Origin of the sequence: Nonomuraea sp. KM90 (assembly GCF_052246675.1) — a bacterium.
GTDB lineage: Bacteria > Actinomycetota > Actinomycetes > Streptosporangiales > Streptosporangiaceae > Nonomuraea.
The window spans coordinates 1-25,756 of record NZ_JBQQCB010000033.1; the positions used below are offsets into that span (position 1 = coordinate 1).

Genomic DNA, 25,756 nt, shown 5'->3' on the forward strand with positions numbered 1-25,756 from the left:
CGACGGCCTTGCGCGCGCCACCCGCCTCGTCGGGCACCACCGAGCAGTCGTCGGGGTCGGTCGAGCTGATGAACGCGTACACCACCGGCACGGGCAGCGACGCGGCGATCGGGGCGCGGGCCTGGGTACGCCGGCCGGTCACGATGATGCCGTCCACCCGCCGCCCGATCAACGTCTTGACGTGGTACTGCTCCCGGATCGGATCATCGCGCCCGTCACACAGGAACACCGACATCTGCCCCGCCCCCAGCGCGTCCTCCGCACCCATCAGCACCGGGATGCTGAACCGCCCGATCGTATCCGTGGTGATCATGCCCACCGTGTACGTACGCCCCGAATGCAGACTCCGCGCCCCCGCATTCACCTCGAAGTTCAGCTGCCGGGCCGCCTCCCGCACCCGCACCCGCGTCTCCTCCCGCAGCGAACCACGACCGTTGAGGGCCTTGGAGGCCGTGCCCACCGACACCCCCGCCAGCGCCGCGACATCGGTGATCGTGGCGTGCCGCGCCGGCTTTCCCATCGCCTTCCTCCACCCCGCTGCCCGAAGACCCGCTACCCGAAGCCCTGCTGCCCGAAGCCCTGCCGCCCGAAGCCCTGCTCCCCGAAGCCCTGCCGCCTGAAGCCCGGCTGCCCGGAGACCCGCTGCTCGAATGAGCCACCCGGATGCGCCGCCCCTGCGAGTCTCCCACGCCGCTCAGGGACGGGCGGCCGAGTCGAGCAGCGGTGCCAGCTCGGTGACCACCGTCTCCAGCGGCCCGACGTCCCGGCGTATCCGGGCCCACATGATCGCACCCTCCAGCGCGCTGATCATCAGCGTCGCCAGCGCGTCCGCCCGCCCCGCCGGCACGCCCATCCGCGCCAGCTCGGCCGCCACCGCGTGCCCCCAGCCCTCCAGCGCGGCGCGTACGTGCCCGTTGACCGCCGAGTCGCCGCCCGCCAGGTCGGCGGCCGTGGCCATCACGGGACAGCCGCGCTCGAACCCCCGGGCCGTGAACTCCGCCTTCCACCCCTCCACCATGTGGGCGAAGAGCCCGGCCGGCGTCGGGTCGTCGGTGGTGGCCGGGTAGGAGGCGGCGCGCCGCTCCGCGAACCCGCCCGCCCACTCCAGTGCCTCGCCCACCAGCTGGTCCTTGCCGCCGGGGAAGTAGTGCTGGAACGAGCCGCGGGGCGCGCCGGCGCGCGCGACCACGTCGCGGATGCCGGTCGCCGTCGCCCCCCGCGCCCGCAGCAGCTGGGCCGCGCTGTAGACCATGCGCTCTCTCGGACTCCACGTTTCGCTCTGCATGAGACGACACCCTCTTGCTCGATATGACGCTTGTCATAGTATGGAGCCCGTGGACGTGGGTTTCATCGGGCTCGGTGTCATGGGCCGGCCCATGGCGCTCAATCTGGCCAGGGCGGGCACGCCGCTCGTCGTCTGGAACCGTACCGCCGGGCGGTCCGGGCCGGTGCGGGCGGCCGGGGCGCGCGTCGCCGGCAGCCCCGGCGAGGTGTTCGAGCGGGCGCGGGTGGTGTTCCTCATGCTCTCCGGCGACGCGGCGATCGACGCGACGCTGGGGCGCGGCACGCCCCGCTTCGCGGCCCACGTCGCCGGGCGCGTGATCGTCCACATGGGCACGACCTCGCCCGAATACTCGCGCGCGCTCGAGGACGACGTGCGCGCAGCCGGGGGAGGTTACGTCGAGGCACCCGTCTCCGGCTCGCGCAAGCCCGCCGAGGCGGGCCGGCTGGTGGGCATGCTGGCCGGGGACCCGGCGCTCACCGCCGAGGTGCGCCCGCTGCTGCGGCCCATGTGCCATGAGAGCGTCGACTGCGGGCCGGTGCCGAACGCGCTGCTCATGAAGCAGGCGGTCAACCTGTTCCTGATCACGATGGTCACCGGGCTCGCCGAGGCGGCGCACTTCGCCGACCGGCACGGCCTGGACATGCGGCGCTTCCTGGAGGTGCTCGACGCGGGGCCGATGGCCAGCAGCGTGTCACGGGTGAAGGCGCTCAAACTGCTCGCCCGCGACTTCGACGTGCAGGCGTCGATCTCCGACGTGCTGGAGAACAACTGCCGCCTGATCGCCGAGACGGCGCGCAAGACCGGCATCGCCTCGCCGCTGCTCGACGTCTGTCACGAGCTGTTCGGCGAGAGCGCGGCCCTCGGGCTCGGGGGGACGGACATGGTGGCGGTGATCCAGGCGATCGAGCGGCGCAGCGCCGGCCTCGCGTGAGCCGGCGTAGTTAGTACCGTCCGGTACGATCCGGGGCATGCCCGTACCCAAAGGCGCCTCCCTCGACCCGGCGCAGACCCGCGCCACCATCCTCGGCACCGCCACCCGCCTGCTCTACGAGCGCGGCATCGACGGCATCGGCGTGGCCGAGCTGTGCGCGGCCGTCGGGGCGTCCAAGGAGACGCTGTACCGGCACTTCGGCTCCAAGGACGGGCTCGTCCAGGCGGTGCTGGAGGCGCGCAGCGACCGGGTCGTGCGGTGGCTGCGCGAGGCGGCGGACTCGGCGGGGGAGGACCCCGCCGAGCAGCTCGCCGCCGTCTTCGACGCGCTCGGCCGCTGGTACGCCGAGCCCGGCTTCCGCGGCTGCGCGATCGTCAACGCGGCCGCGCAGCGGCACGACGGCGGCCCGCGGGCCGTGGCCGCCCGCCACCTCGGCCGCCACCTCGACCTGCTGACCGGCATCGCCCGCCGGGCCGGCGCGGCCGACCCGGACCGGCTGGGCAAGCAGCTCCTGGCGCTGGTCGAGGGCGCGACCGTGCTCGCCGACCACTACGCCGGCACCGATGCCCAGAAAGGTGCCGATACCGGCGCCGCGGGCCTGGCCAAGCACGCCGCCCTCGCCCTCCTCCGCCAGGAGACCGCGCCGGCGTCATCGTGAGGCCGCCTCGCCGTGATGGGGCCGTCAGCGGGGCGGCGGGAGGGTGTGCAGGTTGCGCGGCGTGACCGAGCGCGCCAGCCGGTACGCCGCCTCCGCGTTCACCAGCCCCGACCCGGTGGGCCCGTCGTAGCCGTCGCCGGCCACCTGCCCCATCGCGCTCTTGCCGTCCACCACGTCCCGCGCCGACGCCTTGAGCACGGCCTTGACGAGGGCGGGCGACAGCCCCGGCTGCGCCTGCTTGAGCAGCGCGCACACCCCGGCCACCTGGGGAGAGGCCGCGCTGGTGCCGCTGATCACGGCCCAGCCGTCGTTGGGCGCCGTGCCGTCCTTGGTGGGGTACCCGGTCCCGGCCAGGCTGGTGTCGATCTCGTCGCCCGGTTCGACGGGCAGCATGATGTAGATGGCCCGAGGGGTCTTGCCGACCAGGCCGCACACGTCGGGCACGTGCCGCCCGGCGTAGATGAGGCTGTCGAAGCTGCTGGCGTAGTCGGACGCCTCCAGTCTGAACTCCCCGTTGACCTGGGTCTCGTCCACGAACACGCCGCCGACGGAGATCACGTCCGGCATCATCCCCGGGAAGGCGACGTGCCCGTTGCCCGCGGAGAAGCAGATGGTGATGCCGCGCTCGCGTACCGCCTCGATGACCGCCATCTCCAGCGGGCGCAGGAAGTTCGGCAGCGTGGTCACGCCGGGCAGGTGGTAGCCCCAGCTGTTGGTCATGACGGCCGGCGCCAGGTCGGAGGCCGTCTTGAAGGCGAGCGTGGCGTTGGCGCCCATCTTGACGCCGACGAAGTCGACGTCGCGGGCGCTGGCGAAGATGTTCGCCGCCTCTGCGGTGCCGTGCCCGTGCTCGTCGTGCTGCACGGCGGTGGCGTCGGGGGCGAGGGTGGCGTTGTAGTTGTAGCCGTGGTGGTCGTAGAAGGGGTGCCGGTAGAAGCCGGTGTCGGGCATCGCGACCAGCACGCCGCGCCCGGTCACGCCACGGTCGTGCACCTGGTGCGAGCGCAGGAGGAGCGCGACGTCGTCGGGCACCCGCAGGTGGTGGTAGCCGACGCGGGGCGGGATCGGGGAGGCGAAGAAGCGCGGGGGCGGCTGCGGGTAGGCCCGCTCGATGTACGGCTCCAGGTCCGGCGGCATCGTGAACGGCTCGCCGCTCACGTGCGCCAGGTACGGCACCTGCGTGCCCGGGGTGGCGGTCACGTCCGGCGGCCGTCCCTCCAGGTCGGCCTGGCGCACCTCGACGTGCGTGCCGAACGTGCTCTCCCACAGCGACCTCGGGCCTTCCGCGCTGATCGAGAAGGTGCCGACGTGCCGCACGGTGAAGCCCTTGGCCTGCAGCGCGCCGGCGGTGCGCTCGGCGAGTCCGGGGGCCGGCTTCAACTGGTCGAGTCCGGCGTTCTGCGTCGCGGAGGATTCGGCGAACATCGAGGCGCCGCTGTCCGGCCGCAGGGCCGCCTCGAAGTAGACGGTGTCCTCGCGTCGCTCGGTCATCGTGGTCATGTCGCTCCTTTGCGAGATGAGACCAGAAATGGAGGTCAAAGGGGGTGGAAGTCGGGTGGCTCCGCGAGGTGGACGGCGACCACGAGCTCGCTCAGCTCCCCGGGGACCTCCACCTGGGGCAGGCCGAACACCCGCTCCCAGACCTCCCTGGGCGCGCTCACGCTGGTCGTCGTCCCGATGTGGAGCACCTTGAAACCGAGGCGCGTCAGGGCGGCCGCCGCCTGCTGCTGCCTGCCAGGCGCCGCTTCGACCTCGGCCGAGAGAACGTCACCCTCAGCGGCCATGCCCCAAGGGTCGCCCGTCCGGGGCGCCCGCGACACAGGGAGCGACCCAGGGATTACCCCAGGGGCGGGTGCGGCCGGACGTGCCCCCGCCAGGGGCCGGGGCCGTTTGGCGGCCGGTCGGCGGGTAGGGGCGGGATCGGTGGGCGACCGGGGGGTGCACCATGCGGATCGAGGACTACGCGCTGATCGGCGACATGCACACCGCCGCCCTGGTGGGCCGGAACGGCTCGATCGACTGGCTGTGCCTGCCCCGCTTCGACTCGGCGGCCTGCTTCGCCGCGCTGCTCGGCGACGCGCAGGCGGGCCGCTGGCTGCTGGCCCCCGCCGACGGGCAGGCCAGGGCCGCCCGCCGTTACCGGGAGGGCACGCTCATCCTGGAGACCACGTGGGAGGCTGACGGCGGGAGCGTGCGGGTGCTCGACTTCATGCCGCCGCGCGTGGAGGCGCCCGACGTCGTACGGATCGTCGAGGGGGTGCGCGGCCGCGTCGAGATGCGTACGGAGCTGGCGCTGCGCTTCGACTACGGCAGCATCGTCCCCTGGACCCGCTACGACGGCGGGGAGCTGGCGGCCGTGGCCGGCCCCGACTCCGCCTGGCTGGCCTCCCCCGTCCCGCTCGACGAGCGCGACGGCACCACCGCCGCCCGCTTCGCCGTCTCGGAGGGCGACCGGCTGCCGTTCGTGCTGACCTGGCAGCAGTCCTGGTTGCCCCGCCCGGCCGGCGTGGACCCCTTCACCGCGCTGGACGACACCGAGCGCACGTGGACCGGCTGGCTGGACTGCTGCGCGTACCGGGGAGGGTACGGCGAGGCCGTGCGGCGCAGCCTGCTCACCCTCAAGGCCCTCACGTACGCCCCCACCGGCGGCCTGGTCGCCGCGGCCACCACCTCGCTGCCGGAGCTGCTCGGCGGCGCCCGCAACTGGGACTACCGCTACAGCTGGCTGCGCGACGCGGCGTTCACCCTGCGCGCCATGCTGGCGACCGGCTACGAGGAGGAGGCCAGGGCCTGGCGCGACTGGCTGCTGCGCGCGGTCGCGGGCGACCCGGGCGACCTGCAGATCATGTACACCATCGACGGCACCCGCCGCATCCCCGAGTGGCGCGTCGAGTGGCTGGGCGGCTACGAGGGCTCACGGCCCGTACGCGTGGGCAACGCCGCGTACGCCCAGATCCAGCTCGACGTCTACGGCGAGGTGCTGGACTGCCTGTACCAGGGCAGGCAGTCCGGCCTCTACCACGACGACGACGCCTGGGACCTGCAGCGCTCCCTCATGGACTACCTGGAGGGCCACTGGCAGGAGCCCGACCACGGCCTGTGGGAGGTCCGCGGCCCCCGCCGCCACTTCGTCCACTCCAAGGTCCTGGCCTGGGTCGCCGCGGACCGCATGATCCGCACCGTCGAGGGGCGCGACCACGCCGGCCCCGCCGGCCGATGGCGGGCACTGCGGGACGAGATCCACCGCGAGGTATGCGAGCGCGGCTACGACGCCGGCCGCAACACCTTCACCCAGTTCTACGGCTCGCAGGGGCTGGACGCGGCCCTGCTCCTCATCCCCAGGCTCGGCTTCCTGCCCCCGTCGGACCCGCGCGTGGCCGGCACCGTCGAGGCCGTGCGGCGCGAGCTCGGCCAGGACGGCCTGGTGCTGCGCCACCGCCACGACCTGGACAACCTCGACGAGCTCACCGGGGGCGAGGGCACGTTCCTGGCCTGCTCGTTCTGGCTGGCCGACGCGCTGGCGCTGCTCGGCCGCGGCGGCGAGGCGCGCGAGCTGTTCGAGCGGCTGCTGGACCTGCGCAACGACGTCGGGCTGCTCGCCGAGGAGTACGACACCCAGCGAGGCCGCCAGGTCGGCAACTTCCCGCAGGCCTACAGCCACGTGGCCGTGGTGAACACCGCCGCCGCGCTGGCGGGATGATTCGCGGCTTTTGCCACTGAACGATAACGATTACCTATGAAAGTCTCCTCCGGCTGTCCCTCTGTAAGCCCGCCCATGGAACGCTACGAGCGGCATGCACAGCGTCGGAATCGGGTGAGGATCGGGTGGGATCGACTACCGGGGGATCGTTCTGGCGGCGGCTCGGCCGGGTGACCGCCTCGGCCGCGGGAGCCACCGCCCTGGCCGTGGTCGTGGCGAGCTGCGGGCCCGCGGGGCAGCCGGAGCAGGGGGCTCCGGAGCCGCGCGAATCCTCCGCCGCGCCGCAGGAGCAGACACAGGCGGCGAGCCCGGCGGTCACGCCGCCCGAGGTGGACGAGGGCTGGCCCCGCTGGGGCTTCACGCACACGGGGATCAGCGCGAACAACATCACCCAGGAGTTCGAGCAGGACGTGGCCGGGTCGCTCGCCCGCACGCCGATGCTGCAGAACCAGCACATCATGGGCTTCGGCGCGCTGAACCCCGAGCCGTACCCGGGGCGGTACTTCTGGGAGGACCTCGACAGCCGGATGAACCTCATGCGGCTGTCCAAGGGCACGCCGATCATCACGCTGTGCTGTGCGCCCGACTGGATGAAGGGCGGCCCCGAGGGGCCCACCGAGGACTCCGCCTGGGCGGAGCACCTGGAGGACGCGCCCTACCCCGAGCACTTCGACGACTTCGCCAAGCTGTCGGCGGCGGTGGCCGCGCGGTACAAGGACGTCAAGTACTTCATGGTGTGGAACGAGTTCAAGGGCTTCTGGAAGGACCACTCCAAGCCGGCGGACTACAAGGGCTACACCGAGATGTACAACAAGGTCTACGACGCCGTTAAGGCGGTCCGGCCGGACGCCGAGATCGGCGGCCCGTACATCGGCTTCGACAGCAACCGGACGGGCGACTCGGAGCTGCGCGGCGACTGGGGGGTCGTCAACCAGAACGTCCTGGACGCCTTCAACTACTGGTTCGACAACAAGAAGGGCGCCGACTTCATCGTGGTGGACGGCGCCTCGGTCACCGACGCGCACGAGCTGCTGCCGGACGAGTTCGGGGCGCTGACCAAGTTCTCCGCGGTCACCGAGTGGCTGCGGAAGAAGACCGACATGCCGGTCTGGTGGTCGGAGTGGTACTTCGTGCCCGAGGACGGAACCAAGTGGGCCGAGCCCAAGCGGCTCGCCGTGCAGGCCGCGTCGATGATGGAGTTCGCCCGCAGCGGCGCCGCCACCGCGCTTTACTGGAACCCGCAGGCCAAGGAGGGCGCCTGCCCGGCCTGCCTGTGGGCGCCGCGCACCGGGGACGAGACGGGTACGGGCCGTCTCGTGAGCGGCTTCGCCAAGTGGTTCCCGGCGGGGGCGCAGATCGAGGACGTCGCCTCCTCCGACCCGGCGGTCCGGGTGCTGGCACAGCCGGAGCAACTGCTGCTGGTCAACACGACCGACGGCGAGGTCACCACGACCGTGGACGGCAAGGAGTTCACGCTCAAGGCGTACGAGATCAAGTGGAGCGGCCGCTGACCGGGTGAAGGGTCCGTGGCCGGGCGCCGCCGACCCTTCACCCGATTTTTCGGGCGATCTTTCGAGGCTCGTCCCCACAAGTCCTGACTTCGGGGGAAGGGCGCCCCTTCAGCGTGGTACGCGCGGACGGGACCGGGCTGGTGTTCGCGATCAAGGACGCGGGCAGGTTCACCGCGCGGCTGCGCCGCCTGCCCGTGGGCGCGACGGCGCCGGCCGACGGCCCGTACGGCGCCTTCACCCGGGAGGCCCAGCTCGACGACCGGCCCGCCGTGCTGGTGGCGGGCGGTTCGGCGTCACCCCGTTCGTGCACCTGGCCCTGCGCCACCCGGACGCCACCCTCTTCCGCGCCGCCCGCCACCGCGACGAGGCCCTTGTACGCCCGCGACCTCGTACGCCGCGTACTTCCTCTGCGGCGGCCCCGGGTTCATGACGTCGATGGTCCGGGACCTGCGGGCGCACGGCGTTCCGGGGGGACCGGCTGCTCAGCGAGCGCTTCGAGTGGTGATCTCCGGGAAGGTCCGATGTGATCCATATCTCAGCCTTCGCCTGCTCCGGACCTGAGCCGTCGCGGCCCCTACGATGATCAACGATCATCCTGAGGGGAGCGGGGTCCGTTGTCAGGCCAAGAACGTGTCCGGGCCGTACTGGAGAGCAGTCTCGCGCAGCGGGCCGTCATCCTGGTCATCGTCGTCAACGCCGTCACCATCGGCTGCGAGACCAGCGCGTACCTGATGGAGCGGGCCGGCGGCCTGCTGCACGCCATCGACCGGATCGCGCTGGCGGTCTTCACCGCCGAGATCGCCGCCCGCCTCTACGCCTACCGCGGGAAGTTCTTCACCGACCCCTGGAACTGGTTCGACAGCATCATCGTGGTCGTCGCGCTCATCCCGGCCTCCGGGCCGACGTCGGTGCTGCGCGCGCTGCGGATCCTGCGGGCGCTGCGGCTGGTCTCGGCCGTGCCCAGCATGCGGCGCGTGGTCGGGGCGCTGCTGGCGGCCGTGCCCGGGATGGCCTCCATCATCGGCCTGCTCGTCCTGATGATCTACATCGCGGCGGTCATCGCGACCAAGCTGTTCGGCGACATCGTGCCCGAGCGCTTCGACGAGCTGCCGCGCTCGCTGTTCACCCTCTTCCAGATCATGACCGGCGACGACTGGGGGAACGTCGCCCAGGAGGTCATGGAGGAGAAGCCGTGGGCGTGGATCTTCTTCATCGTCTACATCCTGATGTCCACGTTCGTGGCCCTGAACCTGTTCATCGCGGTCGTGGTCAACGCCATGAACGACGTCGACCCCGCCGAGGCCGACCCGCGTACGGAGCTCGAATCGGTCAAGCAGGAGCTGGCGGCCGTGAACGCGAAGCTGGATCAGCTGCTCATGAGGGAGCGGCCGCCGGAACTCCGGTCCCGGGTCGATCGTTGACGCGGGCGGCACACCATCGATCTTCGACTTTTCGACAGGAGAACAGAGCCGTGGTCTTCAAGAGGATGCTGGGTGCGTTCGGCGTGGGCGCTCCCTCGGTGGACACCGTTCTGTCCACCTCGCGTACCCGGCCGGGCGGCACGCTGGAGGGCGAGGTACGGCTCAAGGGCGGCGACTTCGACGCCGAGATCGAGCACATCACCCTCGGCCTGGTGGCCCGGGTGGAAATCGAGCACGGCGACGGCGAGGCGGCGGGGCTCAGCCAGTTCTCCAGCGCCCGCGTCTCCGGCCCCTTCACGCTGCGCAAGGGCGAGGAGCGCACCGTCGACTTCCGCATCCCGGTTCCGTGGGAGTCGCCGATCAGCGAGATCGGCGGGCAGCAGCTGACCGGCATGGCGGTGGGCGTACGCACCGAGCTGGCCATCGCCAAGGCCGTCGACAAGGGCGACCTCGACATGGTGGCGATCGAGCCGCTGCCGTCGCAGCTGCGGATCCTGGAGGCGCTCCTGCAGCTCGGGTTCGGCTTCAAGTCGGCCGACCTGGAGGCCGGGCACCTGTACGGGGTGCGGCAGGAGCTGCCGTTCTACCAGGAGATCGAGTTCTACCCGTCCGGCCGGTACGCCGGGCTGGTGGGCGAGATCGAGGTGACCTTCGTGGCCGACCCCGCCGGGCTGGCGGTGGTCCTGGAGGCCGACAAGCGCAGCGGCCGCTACTCCTCCAGCGACGCCATCGGCCGTTTCCACGTCAGCCACGACGACGCCCTGCGTACCGACTGGGCCGCGGAGCTCGGCCGCTGGCTCGACGGCCTCTCCCAGCACTCGGCGCCGGGCCACCACGCCCACTACGGTGACCACCACGGCGGGCACCACGGAGGTCACCACGGCGGTCGCCACGGCGGGCCGGGCCTGGGCATGGTGGCCGCGGCCGGCGCCGCCGGCGTGGTGGGCGGTCTCGTGGCCGGCGAGGTGGTCGATGAGGTCGTGGAGGAGTTCTTCGAGGGCGATGAGGGCGGCGGCGACGAGTGGTGACCCACCCCTGAAGGGCGACGAGGGGCGGCGGCGACGAGTGGCGACCCACCCCTGACGACCCCAGCCCGCCGCTGACTCCCGGCCACGGCCCGGCACCGACGCTCCGCAACCCGCCGCCGCACTTCCGCGCCGCGGCACGCACCGCGCCGGGCGCCGTGCTGTGCTGCGTCGCGGGTCGCACCTCTCCGTGTCGCGGGTCGCACCGCGTCGGTTGCTGGACCGCTGCCCGTGCTGCGCTGCCCGTGCTGCGCCGTGCCCGGCCGCGGCGACGCGGCGCTCGCTGTGCCGGTCGGTCGTGTGCACGGCCGGGAGGGCCGGCGGTAGCGGCGCGATCGCGATGCTCGCGCCCAGCACGCCCAGCCACGCCGCCGGCACGTCCAGCTCGATCGCCCGGTACGACGTCGTCGGCCGCAGCTCCAACGTCACCACCTGCGTGAGCGCCGAATGGGCCAGCAGTACGGTCGGCGCGTGCCGCCGCTCAGACAGCGGCACGCAGACGTGCGGAGGGCGTCGGCTCCGCAATAACGCGCAAAACAAATATGACCGTATATCCGGGCAGATCGCAGCCACTCCCGTCATGGCGGCGCCCGCGTATTGAAACACGTTGCAGTTCATCCCTAGGCTGGCGGCATGATCCTGGACCGATTCCAGATTCCCGGCGCCGCCGCCGTCGTCACCGGGGCGGGCCGGGGCATCGGCGCCGCCACCGCGATCGCGCTCGCGCAGGCGGGCGCGGACGTGGCGCTCTGCGCCCGTACCGAGGAGCAGCTCCGCGCGGTCGCGGACCAGGTGGAGAAGGCGGGCAGGCGAGCCCTGATCGTCCCGGCCGACCTGGCCGAGCCGGGCGCCGCCGAGGCGCTCGCCGAGCGGGCCGCGCAGGCGTTCGGGCGGCTGGACGTGGTGGTCAACAACGTGGGCGGGGCGCTGCCCCGGGCCTTCATGGACACCAGCCGGGCGCATCTGCAGAACGCGTTCCAGTTCAACGTCGGCATCATGCACGAGCTGACCAGGGCCGCGGTGCCCCGCCTGCTCGAGACCGGTGGCGCGGTCGTGAACATCTCCTCCGCCATGGGCCGCCTGTCCGCCCGGGGCTACCTGGCGTACGGCACCGCGAAGGCCGCGGTCGCCCACTACACGCGGCTGGCCGCACAGGACCTGGCGCCCCGCGTACGCGTCAACGCGGTCGCCGTCGGCGCGGTGGCCACCTCAGCCCTGGACATCGTCATGAAGGACGAGGGCCTGCGCACCCGCATGGAGCAGGCCACGCCGCTGCGCCGGATCGGGGAGCCCGAGGACGTCGCGGCCGCCGTCCTCTACCTGTCCTCCCCGGCCGCCCGGTACGTGACGGGCACGGTGCTGGAGGTGGATGGCGGCATCGAGCAGCCCAACCTCGACCTCGGCCTCCCCGACCTGACGTAATCCGAGCATTCTTCGCAACCGTGCAATCGGACTGTAAGTCAGGAGAAAGCCACCGGAATAGGTTGACTCACTGCCCGATCGAGTCGACCCCAAGGAGCCGACGTAATCAGCCCGACTGTGTGGAGTGAGTTGCGTATGACCTCCGCGCCTCAGCTGTCCATCTCGATCTCCCCGCACCTCACGGCCCTGGCGGTGATCACCGACGCTCTCGCGGGCCGCCGCCGCGGCCTGCCCGAGCCGTGGCGCGCGGCCGTCGGCTCGCGCGTCGGCCGGCCAGGACACCAGGCGGTACGCCCGCTCGCCGCCCCCGGCTACTCCGTGGTCCCCGACAGCCTCGTCCCCCTCACTCCCGTAGGAGCCGACGTCTCCGTCGAAGCCCAGGTCAGCGCGCTGCACGAGCTGCCGCCCGACCGCCTGATCACGGACCTGGAGCAGGCGTTCGGCCCGGGCCCGCTGCCCGCCCACTGGCGCTCGGCCGCCGAGCGGCCCGCGAGCTGGTTCCACGGCTACGCCGGCGCCCTCGCCGACGTCTGGAGCACCGTCGAACCCCTGTGGAAGCGCGCCCGCGCCCTGCTGGACAGGGAGGTGCGGCGGGTGGGCGTCGCGAGCGTCCGCGGCGGCCCCGAGCTGCTGCTCGGCGCGCTCAACCAGCGCATCGTGCACGGCGGGAGCGGGCTGCTCATCGCCGACGTCGAGGCCAGCGCGTACGACCTGGGCGACCGGCGGATCGTCCTGGTCCCGATGCTGGCCGGCAAGGACGCGGTCATCGTCAGCCTGGACAACGAGGAGGCCGTCTGGATCGCGTACCCGGTGCCCGGCGCGGAGACGCTGTGGAGCCGGCCCGCCGCGCCCGCGCACGACGAGCTGTCGGCGCTGATGGGCCCGGTGCGCGCCGGGCTGCTGTGCGCGATCGGCCGGCCGATGACCATGAGCATGCTGGCCGCGGACCTGAAGATCGCGCCCAGCAGCATCACGTACCACTGCGACCGGCTGCGGGCCGCGCGGCTCATCACCAGGGAGCGCCGCGGGCGCGAGGTGTGGGTGGGCCGCACCCACCGGGCCGAGGAGTTGCTGGAGCTGTTCCGCCGGTCGTGAGGGCGGGCGAGCCGGGCGTGAGGGTGGGCGAGCCGGGCGCCCGCCCTGATCGAGACGCCGGCCAAGCCAACAGCGGGAGATCATGACCAGAGATCACTTCGACGAACGTGGAAGGGACGCCGATCAGGCGGTGGGAACGTCGTCGATCGTCCCGTCCGGCCAGCCGATCTTCCCGTCCTCGACCGACGGCGCCGCGTCGCCGTGCCCAAGCAGCAGCGCGGCGGCGTACCAGCGGCCCGGCTCGGCCGCGCCCGGCGTCGCGCACCACGGGACCAGCGTGCGCTCGCCCAGCGGGGTGGCGGCCACGGCCGTGCCGGACTCGGTCAGCCCCGGCCCGCCGACCACGCGGGTGACGGCACCGCCCTCGGGTGACGGCCAGCCGCCCACCCGCAGCCTGCCGGGCTCCCCGGTCAGCCGGACGAACCGTACCTCCCACGCCCCGCGCACGGCGGAGACCACCTCCAGCTCGGGCCCGTGCCGCATCTCCGCGCCCGCCCGGGCGTAGCCGTGGTCGGGGCCGGGGCCCTGCTCGCCCCAGTGCGCCCGCCACCGGGACGAGCCGGCCAGCGTGCCCGACGGCAGCGCGCGCACCGGACCGGAGGTGAACCCGGTCCGGTGGCTGGCCCGCCCCTCCCCGTCCAGGACCACGACCGACTGGTCCAGCGGGTCGCCGGACAGCAGCGGGAAGGTGGCCGTGGAGTAGCCCAGCCGCGCGTAGAGGGGCGCGTCGGCCAGGTCGGAGCCCGGGTGCGAGTGGTCGGTGCCGTGGTTGACGACCCGGACGATCCCGTCCGCCCGCGTGCCGCTCACCAGCCACCCGGGGGCGCGTACCACCCGCCCGAAGTCGCCCGTCTCCACCGGCAACGGCTCCTCCACCGCGGTCCACACCGGGTGATCGGCGGGCAGCGACAGCCCGAAGAGCCCCTTCGCGGCCCAGTACGGCGAGCCGGGGCCCGAATAGTCCTGCGCGATCGCCCGCCAGGGCCCGTGCCAGCCCAGGGTCAGCAGGCCGTCGCCGTCGGGCGCGCCACGGTCGGCGAAGTGCCGCACGATGCCGGACGCGGCCCGGCGCAGCAGCCCCGGCGAGCCCACCCCCGCCCTGGCGCCGACCCAGAACGGCGTCGCGGCGGCGAAGCGGTAGGCGAGGCTGCGGCCCTGGACCAGCGGCGAGCCGTCGGCGCCGACCAGGTGGACCGCGTCGTCCAGGAAGCGTTCGAGACGCGACAGGTAGACCGGGTCCGGCGCCACCCCGGCCATCTCGCTCCACAGCAGCGGATAGAAGTGCAGCGCCCAGCCGGCGTAGTGGTCGTAGGCGCGCTCGGGGCCGTCGGCGTACCAGCCGTCCGCGCGCTCGAAGCCGGCGGCCAGGGCGAGCCCGGCGTCGATGTCCTCCTGCGCGTACGGCCCCCCGACCGAGGCGAGGAACTGCTCCACGACGATCTGGAACCAGACCCAGTTGATCGGCGGGTAGTCCGAGCCGATCGCCGGCGCCAGATAGTCCACCACCTGCTCCCGCACCAGCGGCGTCAGCCGGTCCCACAGCCAGGGTCTGGTCAGGTGCAGGACGAGCGCGATGGAGGCGGCCTCCACCTTGGCCTGGCCGTGCTCGTCCAGGCGTACCCAGCGCTCGGGGGAGTGCGGGTCGGTGCCGGCGGCGATGCCCTCGGCGTACCACTCCATGAGGCCGAGCGGGTCGCGCCCGCCCTCGCCCGCGACGCGGAAGCCGGCCGCGAGGAACGTCCGCGCGAAGCCCTCCAGGGCGTCGACGTCCGGGCCGTAGCCGCCGGACGGGCCGGGGAAGCTGATGCGCGCGTGGGTGGGGGAGGCGAAGGGGCGCGCCGACAGGAGCAGCCGGTCGGCCAGGCCCGCCCAGTGCTCCCTGGTCCAGCCCGAGTAGGGGGAGATCACCAAGCCAAGGAAACACACCACGGCCGCATCCCACAAGAAGCCGGTTGACAGGACCTCCCGCACCCCATGAAACTCTCCCGAAACAACAGGCCCATACGGTAAACGTTTACAGGAGCGGTCGATGCCCTTTCCCCGATGGATCGCCGCCGGCGCGTTAGCCGTCCTGACCGCGATCGGCCTGCAGGCCGTGCCCGGCGAGACGGACGTACGGGCGGGCGGGACCCTCACCACCGGCGAGGCCCCGTCGAGCGCCTTGGGCGAGAAGATCGCCTACAACGTCTACCTGCCCGCCGGATACGGCCGGGGCACCGCCCGCCACCCCGTGCTCTACCTCCTGCACGGCCGGGGCGACACCATGCAGGCGTGGACGAGGGTGCGGACGACGCTGGACGACATGATCCGGACCAGGCGGATCCCGCCCGTCATCGCCGTCATGCCGGACGCGCCGTGGAACGAGCGCGGCAACTGGTACGTGGACTCCCGCCACACCGACGGCCGGCCGGTCGAGACGGCGCTGACCCGGGACCTGGTCGCGCACGTGGACGCCACGTACCGTACGGCGCCCATCCGGCAGGCCCGCCTGGTCGGCGGCTACTCGATGGGCGGCGCGGGCGCGCTGCGGTTCGCGCTCGCGCACCAGGACCTGTTCGGCGCGGCCGCCGTGCTGAGCCCCGCGGTCTACACGCCGCTGCCCCCGTCCGACTCCTCGGCCCGCGACCACGGCGCGTTCGGCCACGGCGGCGAGAAGTTCTCCGACGAGGTCTACCGCGAGCTCAACTACCCGGCCCTGCTCCCGGACCTGGACCCGGACCTGCCCGTCCGGCTGTTCGTGGCGGTCGGCGACGACGAGTACGCCAACCCCGACCCCGCCGACGCCCGCCACGACATCGACTTCGAGTCCGCCGCCCTGTACAACGCCGCCAGGCGCTCGCCCGCGATCTCCGCCCAGCTCCGCGTCATGGACGGCGGTCACGACTGGACGGTCTGGGCCCCCGCCTTCGAGCAGGCCATGGCCGAGCTGGGCCCGGGCCTGAGCGTCACCCCGCCGACCGGGCTGACCGCCCCGCTGCACGGCACGGCCGCCACCGACTGGGCCGGCGGCGTCGCGGCCCACGCGGACGGCTCCCTGACCATCGGGTACGCCGCCGGCGGTCCCGTGAGCGGCCAGGAGCACGCGGGCCGGCTGGACGCCGTGGTGACCCGTACCGGGGGCTGGACCAGGCAGTTCGGCACGGCGGCGGACGAGCGCCTGTACGGCGTCGCGCCCCTGCCGGACGGGGGCGTCCTCGCGGCCGGCTACACCAAGGGCGACCTCGACGGCCGCCACGCCGGGAACGCCGCGGACGACGCGTTCGTGGCCAGGCTCGACGCGAGCGGCGAGGTCCGCTGGATCACCCAGTTCGGCGCCCCGGAGGCGGCCGACCGCCTGTACGGCCTGGCCGCCGCGCCCGACGGGGGCGCGTACGTGACGGGCTACACCAAGGGCGCGCTCGACGGCCCCAACAGCGGCGACAAGGACGCCCTGCTCGCCCGCCTCACCCCGGACGGCGAGGTGTCCTGGATCCGCCAGTACGGAGGCCCCGGGGAGGACAAGGCGTACGGCATCGCCGCGGACGCCACCACCCTCTACGTGACCGGCGGCGCCACCGCCGCCCTGCCCGGCACGACCGCGCTCGGCGGCCTGGACGCCTGGATCGCCGCCTACACCCCGGACGGCACCAGGACGTGGGCCACGACCGCCGGAGGATCGGGCGACGACCGGCTGAACGCGGTCACGGTCACCACCACCGGCCTCGCCGTCGCCACGGGCGCCACGGCGGGCGACGCGCTCACCGTCGCCTACACCGCCCAGGGCAGGCAGCGCTGGCGGCACACCCTGGCCACGCCGGCCGCCGACGAGGGCGCCGCGGTGACCCCGCTGCCGGGCGGGGAGGTGGCGGTCGCCGGCTACACCCGGGGCCGCGTCGGGGTGCAGGCGGGCGGGGCCGACGTCCTGACCCTCCGGCTGGACGCCAAGGGCGCCCAGCGTGCCGCCGCCCAGCTCGGCACGGCCCGCGACGACGCCGTCGACCCGTTCGCCGAGCCGAACCTGTACGCCACCACGACGGCCTCGGGCCAGGTGGCGATCACGGGCCTGACGTACGGGACGCCGGAGGGCGGCCAGGCCCCGGGCAACGGCGACGTCTTCCTGACCACCCGGCCGAGCTGAAGGGCCCGTGGCGCGGCGACACACTCGTGCCGCGCGAAGGTGAGCACTACCTGACCCCGCGGCCCTCGCACGGCCACCGCGACCCTGAGCATGCTTGGCGGATAGCCGGAACCGGGGGGCGGAGTCGTGGATTGGATGGCGGCCGCGGGGCTGGGCGCCGTCGGGGGAGCGGTCATAGAGGTCCTGTACGTGTGGAGCTCGCTGACGGCGTGGCAGCAGGCCCGCAGGAAGGCCAGGGCGAAGAAGAAGGGCGCGAAGCTACCGCGGCTGGACGAATACCTCGATCCGGTCGCGGACTTGCTCGTGGCCGTGACCAGGCTGGGGCTCGGGGCGGCCGCGTGCCTGCTGTTCCGGGACCAGATCACCGGCACCATGGCGGCCATCGCGGTCGGCGCCTCCGCCCCCGCGCTGCTGCGCCAGGTCGGCACCCTGCGCGGCCTGCGCCCCGCCCCGGAGACGGCGCCGCAGGACGGGCCGCCGGACAGGGCGCGGGAAGCGACGCCATGACGGAGCGGCGCTCCCTCGCCCGCCGCTACTGGCAGGCCCTCATCGACACCAGGGCCTTCGAGCTGGACGACCGGGCGCTGCGCCCGTACCGGGACCTGAGCCTGTGGCAGCGCTACCGGGCCTCGCTCCTCGGCCTGCCGCCGTCCCCCGCCCGCGCGCCCCGCGGGCGCCGGAACTGGGCGGTGACGTTCAACCGGGTCCTGCTCCCGGTGGCGGTGGCCGGGATGGCGGTCGCCGTGGGCACCGTCGTGCTGCGGCTGCCCCCGTCCACCGACCCCATCGGCGCGGCCCCCGCCACGACGGCCGCGAGCCGGCACCCGCGGACGACCGGCAGGCAGCCCCTCTACCGCGGCACGGTGTTCCTGCCGCTCCCGGCGGACGGGAAGCTCCTGGGGTTCTGGATGCTCACCCGGCAGGGCCCCCGGTCCGCCGAGGCGTACGACGCCGACTTCGCCCTCTCCGCGTACGGCTCCGGCGCCTACGTGGACATGACCCGCAGCCGCGTCGGCGCCACCCTGGCCCAGTGCCTCGCGAGCCCGCCGGAGACCGGCGGCCCCGCGGACCGGGCCGGGCCCGCGGAGCCGCTGTGCCTGCTGACCCGGGCCGGCGACCTGGCGTACCTGGTCCTCGGCGAGCCGGCCGGCGGGCACGTGCGGGCCGACATCCGGCTCTGGGAGAGCGCCTAGAACGTCACGAGCGGGTCGCCGATGAAGTCGGCGATGAAGTTGACGAAGAAGAAGCCGAAGAACAGGAAGTTGAGCACGAGGATGACGTAGTGCCACGGGCGCGGGCGGGCGGGGCGCGGGAGCTTGCTGTTCAGGTACATCAGCATGAACGGATACAGCAGCGCGCCCAGGTTGGACATGTTGGCCGACCATTCGACCAGGCCCACCGGCAGCGACTGGAAGATGATGATCGAGATGATGACCAGCAGCAGGAGCATGAACGGGTAGTAGAAGCGGCGCGGGTCGCCCTCGATCAGCCGGCGCAGGCGCGGGCTGGTGGCGTTGGCCGCGTCCGTCGTCACCCGAACCATCGCCTCGAAGATGCCGAGCTGCGTGGAGAACAGGATCAGCACCCCCATCACGAGCGCGACGTAGAAGACCACCTGCCCGTACTCGTCGCCGAGCGCGCTGGCCACGAACGTCGGCACGTTCGCCCGGGTGGGCTTCTCGCCCGCCAGCGTGACCGCCTGTGCCATGAGGATCGTGGGCAGCAGCATGCCGAGGATGGCGCCGACGAAGAACACGCCCCACATGTCCACCATGAGCAGCCGGTACCAGCGCCGCCACAGGCCGCGGTTGAGCTCGTTGTCGGGGAAGGTGACGCCGCTGGCCAGGATCGGGCGCCGATCGCCGCGCAGGCCCGAGATGTAGCCGACGCGGTGGCCCATGCCGTAGCCCTTGTCGCGGTAGTGGCCCATGATGTACCAGTTCAGGCCGGAGGCCAGCGCGGTGAACCCGGCCAGGGCGCCGAGCTGGGTCGCGGTGATGCCGGCGGGCGGGGCGGCCGGGGTGACGAAGCCGCGGATGCCCTCCCACCACTGGCTGAACGGCACGACGAGCAGGTCCACGGCCAGCAGGGCGAGCAGGATGGTGCCGACCATCACCCAGTTGGCCAGCTCCAGGGCGCGGCTGATCCGGCGGGCTGCGGCGCAGATGAGGAAGACCAGCACCAGCAGGCCGATGGCCCACCAGCGCGGCTCGGCGTCCGTGGCCGCCGGTGGTACGCCGTGGACCAGCGCGTACACGCCCTGGCCCGCCGACGCGGCCCAGCCGCCCGCGATGAACGCGAAGATCACGATGAGGACCGACAGGGGCACCCACAGGGCCCAGCCCGGCGGTACCCGCCCCCAGCCGACCACCGGCGTCTCGCCGGTCGCGAGGACGTAGCGGGAGCATTCGACGTTGTAGAACGTCTGCAGCAGGGCCGACACCAGGATGACCCAGCCGACGCCGACAAATCCGTACTGCCCCACACTGAGGGGGCCGAGCAGCCACTCACCGCTGCCGATCGAGATGCCCAGGGCGATCAGGCTCGGGCCGACGGCGTATTTGACCAGTTCCTTGGGGCCGATCTTGGAGACCTTGAAGACCTCCTCCGGCGTGGGCAGGTCGGTGACTTCGAGATCCGGACGGCTGACTCCGAGTGGGTGCGACATGTCACTGCCTCCTGCCGTTCAGGGTGATCCCGAAGGGCGGCCGCTACAAGACCCAATTGCCGCACACCGGGAGCTCCTGATCAGGCGTACTGGAGGTCGGCCCGGACCACGCGCCCGTCCCGGACCGTGAAGTCGTAGTGCGCCCGCCACCCGTCGGAGCCCGCCGGAGCCCAGTGGACCAGCAGCTTCTGCCCGTCCGCCCGGTTCTCGGCGATCGAGACGACCCGCAGCGTCCCGCCGACCACCTCGTTGCCGGCCCACTCCCGGATGGCGTCGTGCCCCCGGATGCTCCGGGAGACGTCGACGATCTCGGCGTCGGGGGCGAACGCGGCGACGAGGGCGTCGAGGTCGCGCGCGTTCACGGCGTCCACGTACGCCCGCGCCGCCGCGGCCACCCCGGCCGGCGTCGAGGGCCCGGTCGAGGGCCCGGTCGAGGGCACGGTTGAGGGCCCGGTCGAGGGCACGGTTGAGGGCCCGGTCGAGGGTGCGGTCGAGGGCGCCGGCGCGGGCTGCGGCTCGGCGGCGGTGGCGCCGCACGCGGTCGCGACCAGGAGCGCGACGGCCGCGAGCAGGGCCGCCCACCTCCGGGTCGGGACGGAGCCGGAAGGGGGACGGGCGGGCCGGGAGGGCTGCGTACTCATGCCGACGATGATCCGGTTCCGGCACCGGAAACGTCCAAGACCTGCGGCCATAACCAATGGCTATGCCCCCATGAACCCCGCATCGGGGCGGGACCGACAAAGGGGCGAGACGTTCCGGGCGTGGCGTTACGCGACGTTACGGGAGCGACTACGTACAGTGATGAACTGTTGTCACAAGGTGACTACAGGGGGAGATCATGAAAGGTAAGCTCATAGCGGCAGGTGGCGCGCTCGCCACCGCCGCCACGTTCATCGCGATGGCCACGCCGGCCAGTGCCGGTACGGCCCACTGCGACCTGAGCGTGGCGGACATGACGCACTCGCTGCGCATCGACAGCTGGGGTGTCTACGCCGGCCGCCGCGACGCGGATGCCTGCCAGGGCAAGCGCGACGAGAAGAAGGAAGAAAGCTGGAAGCCTGACTGGAAGCCCAGTCACGACGACAGCCACGACACCACCTGGAACGGCCACGGCTGGAACGGCCATGGCTGGAACGGCAACGGCTGGAACGGCAACAGCTGGAACGGCAACAGCTGGGACAACGAGCACGACAACGGCTACCACTCCGACACGGTCTGGCCGGGTCATCACTGGGGCGTCGGGACCTATGGCGACCACACCCGTGGTGCCTGGGGCTCGCGCGGCTGGGACGGCTACGGCTGGCCCGGCACCTGGCTTGACCGGTTCTAGGACTCGGCACGGCCGGCTCTGAACATCAGTCCGGTTCGGTCCCGGGACACTGCCACGGTGACCCGGGACCCCTGGCCGGCCCTCGTGCCACCAACCATTCATGACCCCTCCTCACCCCTCCACCAACACTCCTCCACCACGCGCCGCTTTGAGGGCCGCGCCGCTTCGAGGGCTGCGCTGCCTTGGACCCACGCTGTCTTGGGGTAGCGCTGCGTTCCCGCGCCACCGCGCCACCGCTTCGAGTTCGGGCTGTGCCGCGCCTTCCGCCTCCCCGCCTCGGGGCCGTGCTGCGCTTGAGTCGTATCGCGCGTGGGCGCGCGCGGCTTCCCACTGCGCCGCCCTAGGATCACGCCTCTTCCCGGCCGCGCCGCTTCCTGCCACGCCGCTCGGGGCCGTGCTGCGCGCGGCGTCGCGCTCGGCCGCGCTCCGCCGCCTCCGCCGCACAGCTTCCCCGCCGCGCTCCCTTCGGTCCTACTGCGCTTGGGCCGCGTCGCCGTTCAGGCTGCGCGGCTTTCCGCTGCGTCGCCTCCTACGGTGCCGACTTGGGTGCGCGGTCTTCGCGGTGAGTCGCCTCGCGGTGTGCTGCCTCGGCGCGCCCTTGGGTGCAGGGGCTGTCGCAGGTGGCGTCGATCGACCGGGGCCAAGCCGTGTGGCCGCGCTTGGGCTCGGGCGGACGTCTGGAGCGGACGCGTGAGCTGGTCGGTAGCCGGACGGTCGGGAGGCGTCGCGGCCCGAGCGCGGCACAGCCCGAAGGCGATGTGACGCCAAGGTGGCGCACCCAGGGCGACGTGACGCCAACGCGGCCCCAGGGTGACGTGACGCGAGAGCGGTGTGGCTCCAAGGCGACGTGACGCCCACGCGGCCCACCCCGAGGCATCCATCGGGCCGGGTGGGCCGGGTGGGCCGGGAACTCTCCGGGGATCGGCGAACCGGCCCCCGGAGGTGGTCAGCGGTCTACGATCTCGTTCTTCCCGATGACCACGACCCCGCCCCGCGTCAGCGCGAACCGGGTGCGGTCGTAGTCGAGGTCGAAGCCGATCCGGGCCCCGTCCGGGATCACCACGTTCTTGTCGATGATCGCCTTGCGGACGATCGCCCCCCGCCCGACCTTGACGTTCTCCATCAGCACCGAGTCCTCCACCAGCGAGTGCGAGTGGAGCACCACCTTGGGCGACAGGATCGACCGGATCGCGGTCCCGCCGGAGACGATCACGCCGGGGGAGACCAGCGAGTCGATCGCCCGCCCCACCCGGTCGCCGTCGTTGTGCACGAACTTGGCCGGCGGCAGCGGGTCGTGCCCGGTGAAGATGGGCCACTTGTCGTTGTACAGGTTGAACACGGGATGCGCCGAGATGAGGTCCATGTGGGCCTCGTAGTAGGCGTCCAGCGTCCCCACGTCGCGCCAGTAGCCCCGGTCGCGCTCGCTGGAGCCCGGCACGACGTTGTTGGCGAAGTCGTAGACGTCGGCGCCGCCCGACTTGACCAGCATCGGGATGATGTTGCCGCCCAGGTCGTGCTTGCTGGTGGGGTCGAGCGCGTCTTCTCGCAGCGCGTCGATCATCGACTGCGTCTTGAACACGTAGTTGCCCATCGAGGCGTACACCTCGTCGGGGGAGTCGGCCAGCCCCACCGCGTCCTTCGGCTTCTCCCGGAACGCCACGATCCGGCGCCCCTCGGGGTCGGTCTCGATCACGCCGAACTGGTCGGCCAGCGACAGCGGCTGCCTGATCGCCGCCACCGTCACGTCGGCGCCGGAGTCTTCGTGCTGCTCGACCATCTGCCGCGGATCCATCCGGTAGATGTGGTCGGCGCCGAACACGATCACGTGCTCCGGCATCTCGTCGTAGATCAGGTTCAGGTTCTGGAACAGGGCGTCCGCGGAGCCGGAGAACCAGCGCGGCCCGAGCCGCTGCTGCGCGGGCACCGGGGTGACGTAGTTGCCCAGCATCGCCGACAGCCGCCAGGTCCGCGAGACGTGCCGGTCGAGGCTGTGGTTCTTGTACTGCGTCAGTACGACGATCTTCAAGAACCCGCCGTTCGCGAGATTGGACAGCACGAAATCGATGAGCCGATACATCCCCCCGAACGGCACCGCCGGTTTCGCCCGATCCGCCGTGAGCGGCATGAGCCTCTTGCCCTCTCCACCTGCCAGCACAACCGCAAGCACCCTCCGGGACCTCATGTCCAGGACGCTACCCTCAAATGGCCGATCTATCGACGAAACCCCGCACGGTGAACTTCCTGCGTGTCCGGATTTGGTGCTCAATGTACGAAGCGGAGTTGCCGACGTTGGGCTTGTCGAAGTGTTCCAGGCGCTCCGGTTGATCGTAAGGTCTTCTCATGCGCGTTGATCTGCTCAGCCGGGAATACCCGCCCGAGGTGTACGGCGGTGCCGGGGTCCACATGGAATACCTGGCCAGAGAGCTGCGGAAGCTGGCCGACGTACGCGTGCGCTGCTTCGGGGCCGGGCGCGACGAGCCGGGCGTCTCGGCCTACCGCGTGCCGGGCGGGCTGGAGAGCGCCAACCCCGCGCTCCAGGTGCTCGGCGTGGACCTGGAGATGGCCGCAGCCTGCGAGGGCGCCGACGTCGTCCACTCCCACACCTGGTACGCCAACTTCGCCGGGCATGTCGCGAAGATGCTGCACGGCGTGCCGCACGTGATCACCACGCACAGCCTGGAGCCGCTGCGCCCGTGGAAGGCGGAGCAGCTCGGCGGCGGCTACACGATCTCGTCCTGGGCCGAGCGCACCGCCCTGGCCGCCGCCGACGCGGTGATCGCGGTGTCGGAGGGCATGCGGCGCGACGTCCTGGCCGCCTACCCCGAGATCCCGCCGGAGCGGGTCAGCGTGATCCACAACGGCATCGACACCGCCCAGTACGCTCCCGACCCGGGTCTCGACGTCCTGGAGAAGCACGGGGTCGACCCGCGCAGGCCGTACATCGTCTTCGTCGGCCGCATCACCCGCCAGAAGGGCCTGGTCCACCTGCTGCACGCGGCGCGGGCCTTCGACCCCGGAGCGCAGCTCGTGCTGTGCGCGGGCGCGCCCGACACGCCGGAGATCGCGGCCGAGGTGACGGAGCTGGTGCGCGGCCTCGACCGCGACGGGGTGTTCTGGATCCAGGAGATGCTGCCCAAGCCCGAGGTGATCCAGCTCCTGACGCACGCCACCGTGTTCGTGTGCCCGTCCGTCTACGAGCCGATGGGGATCGTGAACCTGGAGGCGATGGCCTGCGAGACGGCCGTGGTGGCGACGGCGACCGGCGGCATCCCCGAGGTGGTGGCCGACGGCGAGACGGGGCTGCTCGTGCCGATCGACCAGGGCGCCGACGGCACCCCGCACGACCCCGAGCGCTTCGCCGCCGACCTGGCCGAACGCGTCAACGCCGTGCTGGGCGATCCCGGCCGGGCCAGGGAGATGGGCAGGGCCGGCCGGGCCAGGGCCGTCGAGCACTTCTCGTGGGAGCGCATCGCCCGGCGCACCACGGAGCTGTACGCGAGCCTGCGGGCCTGACGTCGTCGCCTGAGCCGCGCAGGAGGCCGTGCAGGGAGACCGTGCAGGAAACCGTGCACGGGGCGCCTCAGACGAGGCCCCGGCGGCTGGCCTGGGCGCCGGCCTGGAAGCGGGTCTCCGCGTTGAGCTCGTCCAGGAGATGGCGCAGGCGGCGGCGGAGGCTGCGCGGGCTGGTGCCGAGCTGGCGGGCGATGGCGTCGTCCTTGAGCCCGGCCGCCAGCAGCGCCAGCAGCCTGCGGTCCTCCAGGACGAGGTCCGTCGCCGGCTCCTCCTCCTGGGCGGGCTCGGGCGAGCTGTCGTGCGACCACAGCTCGGGGCGCACCGGCAGCGCCTCCCGCCACAGGCGCTCGAACAGCTCCACCAGCGCCACGACCATGGTGGACCCCCTGATGAGCACGCCGCGCGTCAGCGGCGGGTCCATGTACAGCGGCATGACCGCCCGCCGCCGGTCCACGAGCGCCATCTTGAACGGCAGCGAGGGCAGGATCCGCGCCTCCTCGCCCGCCCTGATCAGGCTGCCCACCTCGTCGAGCGCCCCGGTGTGGTCGAAGGCCTCCGGCACGTAGATGGTGCGGTAGCGCACGCCGTTGCGGAGCAGGTCGGTCTGCAGCGGGTTGTGGTAGTCCAGCACGTACGGGGGCCGGTCGAAGGTCAGCACCTCCTCCTTGGCCTCCTGCTGCAGCCGGACGTACCAGCGGGCCTGCTCCTCGGGCCCGGCCAGCACCTCGAACTGCCCGCTCCCCTCGGGGTCCGTGCCGACGTTGCGGAAGGCCGTCTCCAGCTCGTCGGCCGTGTCGGTGAGCAGGTCCAGCTCGCTCTGCATGCCCCGGACCAGCGCGCGGATCGCGGTGCCCGGGTTCGTCGCCGTCCAGCGGGGAGAGCGCCCCCACAGGCGGCTGACCAGGCCCTTGGCGCGGAGCCTGCTCAGCGACGACTGGACGCGCCCCGCGTTCTCGCCGCTCCTCATGACCAGCTCCTGCACCGTGATGCCGGGGCAGGCCAGCACGCCCCGGTAGATGCGCTCGTCGAACGCGCTGATGCCGACGATCTCCAGTGCGCGGGCGTCTTCTAGCATGGCCT

The 25,756-nt window shown here is 72.6% G+C and carries 22 protein-coding genes and 1 pseudogene; 14 read left to right on the forward strand and 9 right to left on the reverse strand.

Annotation, left to right across the window (positions count from 1 at the left end; genetic code table 11):
* Positions 1 to 520, reverse strand: a 520-nt coding sequence (locus ACTWPW_RS28660; RefSeq protein ID WP_443170460.1) for a LacI family DNA-binding transcriptional regulator, incomplete at its 3' end; no start/stop codon positions are given.
* A 174-nt stretch (positions 521 to 694) separates the two neighbouring features.
* Positions 695 to 1,285 (reverse strand): TetR/AcrR family transcriptional regulator, encoded by a 591-nt coding sequence (locus ACTWPW_RS28665; protein WP_443170461.1) that lies wholly within the window; start codon positions 1,283 to 1,285, stop codon positions 695 to 697.
* 49 nt (positions 1,286 to 1,334) lie between these two features.
* Here ACTWPW_RS28665 and ACTWPW_RS28670 point away from each other — a divergent pair, with 49 nt between their 5' ends.
* Entirely contained in the window at positions 1,335 to 2,216 is an 882-nt protein-coding gene (locus ACTWPW_RS28670) for an NAD(P)-dependent oxidoreductase (protein ID WP_443170462.1), read from the forward strand.
* A gap of 37 nt (positions 2,217 to 2,253) precedes the next feature.
* Positions 2,254 to 2,874, forward strand: coding sequence for a TetR/AcrR family transcriptional regulator (locus ACTWPW_RS28675; protein ID WP_443170463.1), 621 nt, complete (start codon positions 2,254 to 2,256; stop codon positions 2,872 to 2,874).
* Positions 2,875 to 2,898: 24 nt separating this feature from the next.
* Here ACTWPW_RS28675 and ACTWPW_RS28680 read toward each other — a convergent pair whose 3' ends face one another.
* Positions 2,899 to 4,374, reverse strand: coding sequence for a S8 family serine peptidase (locus tag ACTWPW_RS28680; RefSeq protein WP_443170464.1), 1,476 nt, complete (start codon positions 4,372 to 4,374; stop codon positions 2,899 to 2,901).
* Between the two features lie 35 nt (positions 4,375 to 4,409).
* Positions 4,410 to 4,658: a hypothetical protein gene (locus ACTWPW_RS28685; RefSeq protein ID WP_375109800.1), complete on the reverse strand. Its 249-nt coding sequence runs from the start codon at positions 4,656 to 4,658 to the stop codon at positions 4,410 to 4,412.
* Positions 4,659 to 4,801: 143 nt separating this feature from the next.
* Between ACTWPW_RS28685 and ACTWPW_RS28690 the strand changes: the two are divergent.
* From ACTWPW_RS28690 to ACTWPW_RS28720, 7 genes and pseudogenes are all read left to right on the forward strand, one after another.
* Positions 4,802 to 6,574 (forward strand): annotated as a pseudogene (locus tag ACTWPW_RS28690) (glycoside hydrolase family 15 protein); the annotation flags it as partial.
* A gap of 125 nt (positions 6,575 to 6,699) precedes the next feature.
* A complete protein-coding gene (locus ACTWPW_RS28695; protein ID WP_443170465.1) occupies positions 6,700 to 8,085 on the forward strand; it encodes a xylan 1,4-beta-xylosidase in 1,386 nt (461 codons plus the stop codon).
* Positions 8,086 to 8,198: 113 nt separating this feature from the next.
* A complete protein-coding gene (locus ACTWPW_RS28700; RefSeq protein ID WP_443170466.1) occupies positions 8,199 to 8,612 on the forward strand; it encodes a hypothetical protein in 414 nt (137 codons plus the stop codon).
* Between the two features lie 87 nt (positions 8,613 to 8,699).
* Complete coding sequence (locus tag ACTWPW_RS28705) at positions 8,700 to 9,506, forward strand: ion transporter (RefSeq protein WP_375109803.1); 807 nt, start codon at positions 8,700 to 8,702, stop codon at positions 9,504 to 9,506.
* Between the two features lie 50 nt (positions 9,507 to 9,556).
* Positions 9,557 to 10,534, forward strand: a complete 978-nt coding sequence (locus tag ACTWPW_RS28710; protein ID WP_443170467.1) for a sporulation protein — start codon at positions 9,557 to 9,559, stop codon at positions 10,532 to 10,534.
* Between the two features lie 630 nt (positions 10,535 to 11,164).
* Entirely contained in the window at positions 11,165 to 11,953 is a 789-nt protein-coding gene (locus ACTWPW_RS28715; protein WP_375109805.1) for an SDR family oxidoreductase, read from the forward strand.
* A gap of 135 nt (positions 11,954 to 12,088) precedes the next feature.
* A complete protein-coding gene (locus ACTWPW_RS28720; protein ID WP_443170468.1) occupies positions 12,089 to 13,048 on the forward strand; it encodes an ArsR/SmtB family transcription factor in 960 nt (319 codons plus the stop codon).
* A gap of 123 nt (positions 13,049 to 13,171) precedes the next feature.
* Here the strand turns inward: ACTWPW_RS28720 and ACTWPW_RS28725 are convergent, their stop codons facing one another.
* The gene (locus ACTWPW_RS28725; protein ID WP_443170469.1) at positions 13,172 to 14,956 is read right to left on the reverse strand and encodes a DUF2264 domain-containing protein; all 1,785 of its coding nucleotides are present in this window, start codon (positions 14,954 to 14,956) and stop codon (positions 13,172 to 13,174) included.
* A gap of 121 nt (positions 14,957 to 15,077) precedes the next feature.
* On the opposite strand from ACTWPW_RS28725, the gene ACTWPW_RS28730 reads away from it, so the two are divergent.
* The 3 genes from ACTWPW_RS28730 to ACTWPW_RS28740 all read left to right on the forward strand — a co-directional run bounded on the left by ACTWPW_RS28730 (position 15,078) and on the right by ACTWPW_RS28740 (position 18,358).
* Complete coding sequence (locus ACTWPW_RS28730) at positions 15,078 to 17,165, forward strand: alpha/beta hydrolase-fold protein (protein ID WP_443170470.1); 2,088 nt, start codon at positions 15,078 to 15,080, stop codon at positions 17,163 to 17,165.
* A gap of 126 nt (positions 17,166 to 17,291) precedes the next feature.
* Positions 17,292 to 17,672 (forward strand): hypothetical protein, encoded by a 381-nt coding sequence (locus ACTWPW_RS28735; protein WP_443170471.1) that lies wholly within the window; start codon positions 17,292 to 17,294, stop codon positions 17,670 to 17,672.
* Positions 17,669 to 18,358 (forward strand): hypothetical protein, encoded by a 690-nt coding sequence (locus ACTWPW_RS28740; RefSeq protein ID WP_443170472.1) that lies wholly within the window; start codon positions 17,669 to 17,671, stop codon positions 18,356 to 18,358. Before ACTWPW_RS28735 ends, ACTWPW_RS28740 begins: the two co-directional genes overlap by 4 nt.
* On the opposite strand, the gene ACTWPW_RS28745 is transcribed toward ACTWPW_RS28740, so the two are convergent.
* Both ACTWPW_RS28745 and ACTWPW_RS28750 read right to left on the reverse strand, forming a co-directional pair.
* On the reverse strand, positions 18,355 to 19,833 hold the full coding sequence (locus ACTWPW_RS28745; RefSeq protein WP_443170473.1) for an Nramp family divalent metal transporter: 1,479 nt from the start codon (positions 19,831 to 19,833) through the stop codon (positions 18,355 to 18,357). The genes ACTWPW_RS28740 and ACTWPW_RS28745 overlap by 4 nt on opposite strands.
* A gap of 80 nt (positions 19,834 to 19,913) precedes the next feature.
* Entirely contained in the window at positions 19,914 to 20,474 is a 561-nt protein-coding gene (locus ACTWPW_RS28750) for a nuclear transport factor 2 family protein (RefSeq protein ID WP_443170474.1), read from the reverse strand.
* A 197-nt stretch (positions 20,475 to 20,671) separates the two neighbouring features.
* Here ACTWPW_RS28750 and ACTWPW_RS28755 point away from each other — a divergent pair, with 197 nt between their 5' ends.
* Positions 20,672 to 21,163: a hypothetical protein gene (locus tag ACTWPW_RS28755; RefSeq protein ID WP_443170475.1), complete on the forward strand. Its 492-nt coding sequence runs from the start codon at positions 20,672 to 20,674 to the stop codon at positions 21,161 to 21,163.
* A gap of 946 nt (positions 21,164 to 22,109) precedes the next feature.
* Here the strand turns inward: ACTWPW_RS28755 and glgC are convergent.
* Entirely contained in the window at positions 22,110 to 23,345 is a 1,236-nt protein-coding gene (gene glgC, locus ACTWPW_RS28760; RefSeq protein ID WP_364125687.1) for a glucose-1-phosphate adenylyltransferase, read from the reverse strand.
* A 158-nt stretch (positions 23,346 to 23,503) separates the two neighbouring features.
* Here glgC and glgA point away from each other — a divergent pair, with 158 nt between their 5' ends.
* On the forward strand, positions 23,504 to 24,676 hold the full coding sequence (gene glgA, locus ACTWPW_RS28765) for a glycogen synthase (RefSeq protein WP_443170476.1): 1,173 nt from the start codon (positions 23,504 to 23,506) through the stop codon (positions 24,674 to 24,676).
* 67 nt (positions 24,677 to 24,743) lie between these two features.
* Here the strand turns inward: glgA and ACTWPW_RS28770 are convergent, their stop codons facing one another.
* Entirely contained in the window at positions 24,744 to 25,751 is a 1,008-nt protein-coding gene (locus ACTWPW_RS28770; RefSeq protein WP_375109815.1) for a TrmB family transcriptional regulator, read from the reverse strand.
* Positions 25,752 to 25,756: the final 5 nt, after the last annotated feature.

Coding starts and splice junctions, on each gene's coding strand:
- ACTWPW_RS28665 (WP_443170461.1), bottom strand. CDS start 1,285: ATGCAGAGCGAAACGTGGAGTCCGAGAGAGCGCATGGTCTACAGCGCG.
- ACTWPW_RS28675 (WP_443170463.1), top strand. CDS start 2,254: ATGCCCGTACCCAAAGGCGCCTCCCTCGACCCGGCGCAGACCCGCGCC.
- ACTWPW_RS28680 (WP_443170464.1), bottom strand. CDS start 4,374: ATGACCACGATGACCGAGCGACGCGAGGACACCGTCTACTTCGAGGCG.
- ACTWPW_RS28685 (WP_375109800.1), bottom strand. CDS start 4,658: ATGGCCGCTGAGGGTGACGTTCTCTCGGCCGAGGTCGAAGCGGCGCCT.
- ACTWPW_RS28715 (WP_375109805.1), top strand. CDS start 11,165: ATGATCCTGGACCGATTCCAGATTCCCGGCGCCGCCGCCGTCGTCACC.
- ACTWPW_RS28720 (WP_443170468.1), top strand. CDS start 12,089: ATGACCTCCGCGCCTCAGCTGTCCATCTCGATCTCCCCGCACCTCACG.
- ACTWPW_RS28730 (WP_443170470.1), top strand. CDS start 15,078: ATGCCCTTTCCCCGATGGATCGCCGCCGGCGCGTTAGCCGTCCTGACC.
- ACTWPW_RS28740 (WP_443170472.1), top strand. CDS start 17,669: ATGACGGAGCGGCGCTCCCTCGCCCGCCGCTACTGGCAGGCCCTCATC.
- ACTWPW_RS28745 (WP_443170473.1), bottom strand. CDS start 19,833: ATGTCGCACCCACTCGGAGTCAGCCGTCCGGATCTCGAAGTCACCGAC.
- ACTWPW_RS28750 (WP_443170474.1), bottom strand. CDS start 20,474: ATGAGTACGCAGCCCTCCCGGCCCGCCCGTCCCCCTTCCGGCTCCGTC.
- ACTWPW_RS28755 (WP_443170475.1), top strand. CDS start 20,672: ATGAAAGGTAAGCTCATAGCGGCAGGTGGCGCGCTCGCCACCGCCGCC.
- glgC (WP_364125687.1), bottom strand. CDS start 23,345: ATGAGGTCCCGGAGGGTGCTTGCGGTTGTGCTGGCAGGTGGAGAGGGC.
- glgA (WP_443170476.1), top strand. CDS start 23,504: ATGCGCGTTGATCTGCTCAGCCGGGAATACCCGCCCGAGGTGTACGGC.
- ACTWPW_RS28770 (WP_375109815.1), bottom strand. CDS start 25,751: ATGCTAGAAGACGCCCGCGCACTGGAGATCGTCGGCATCAGCGCGTTC.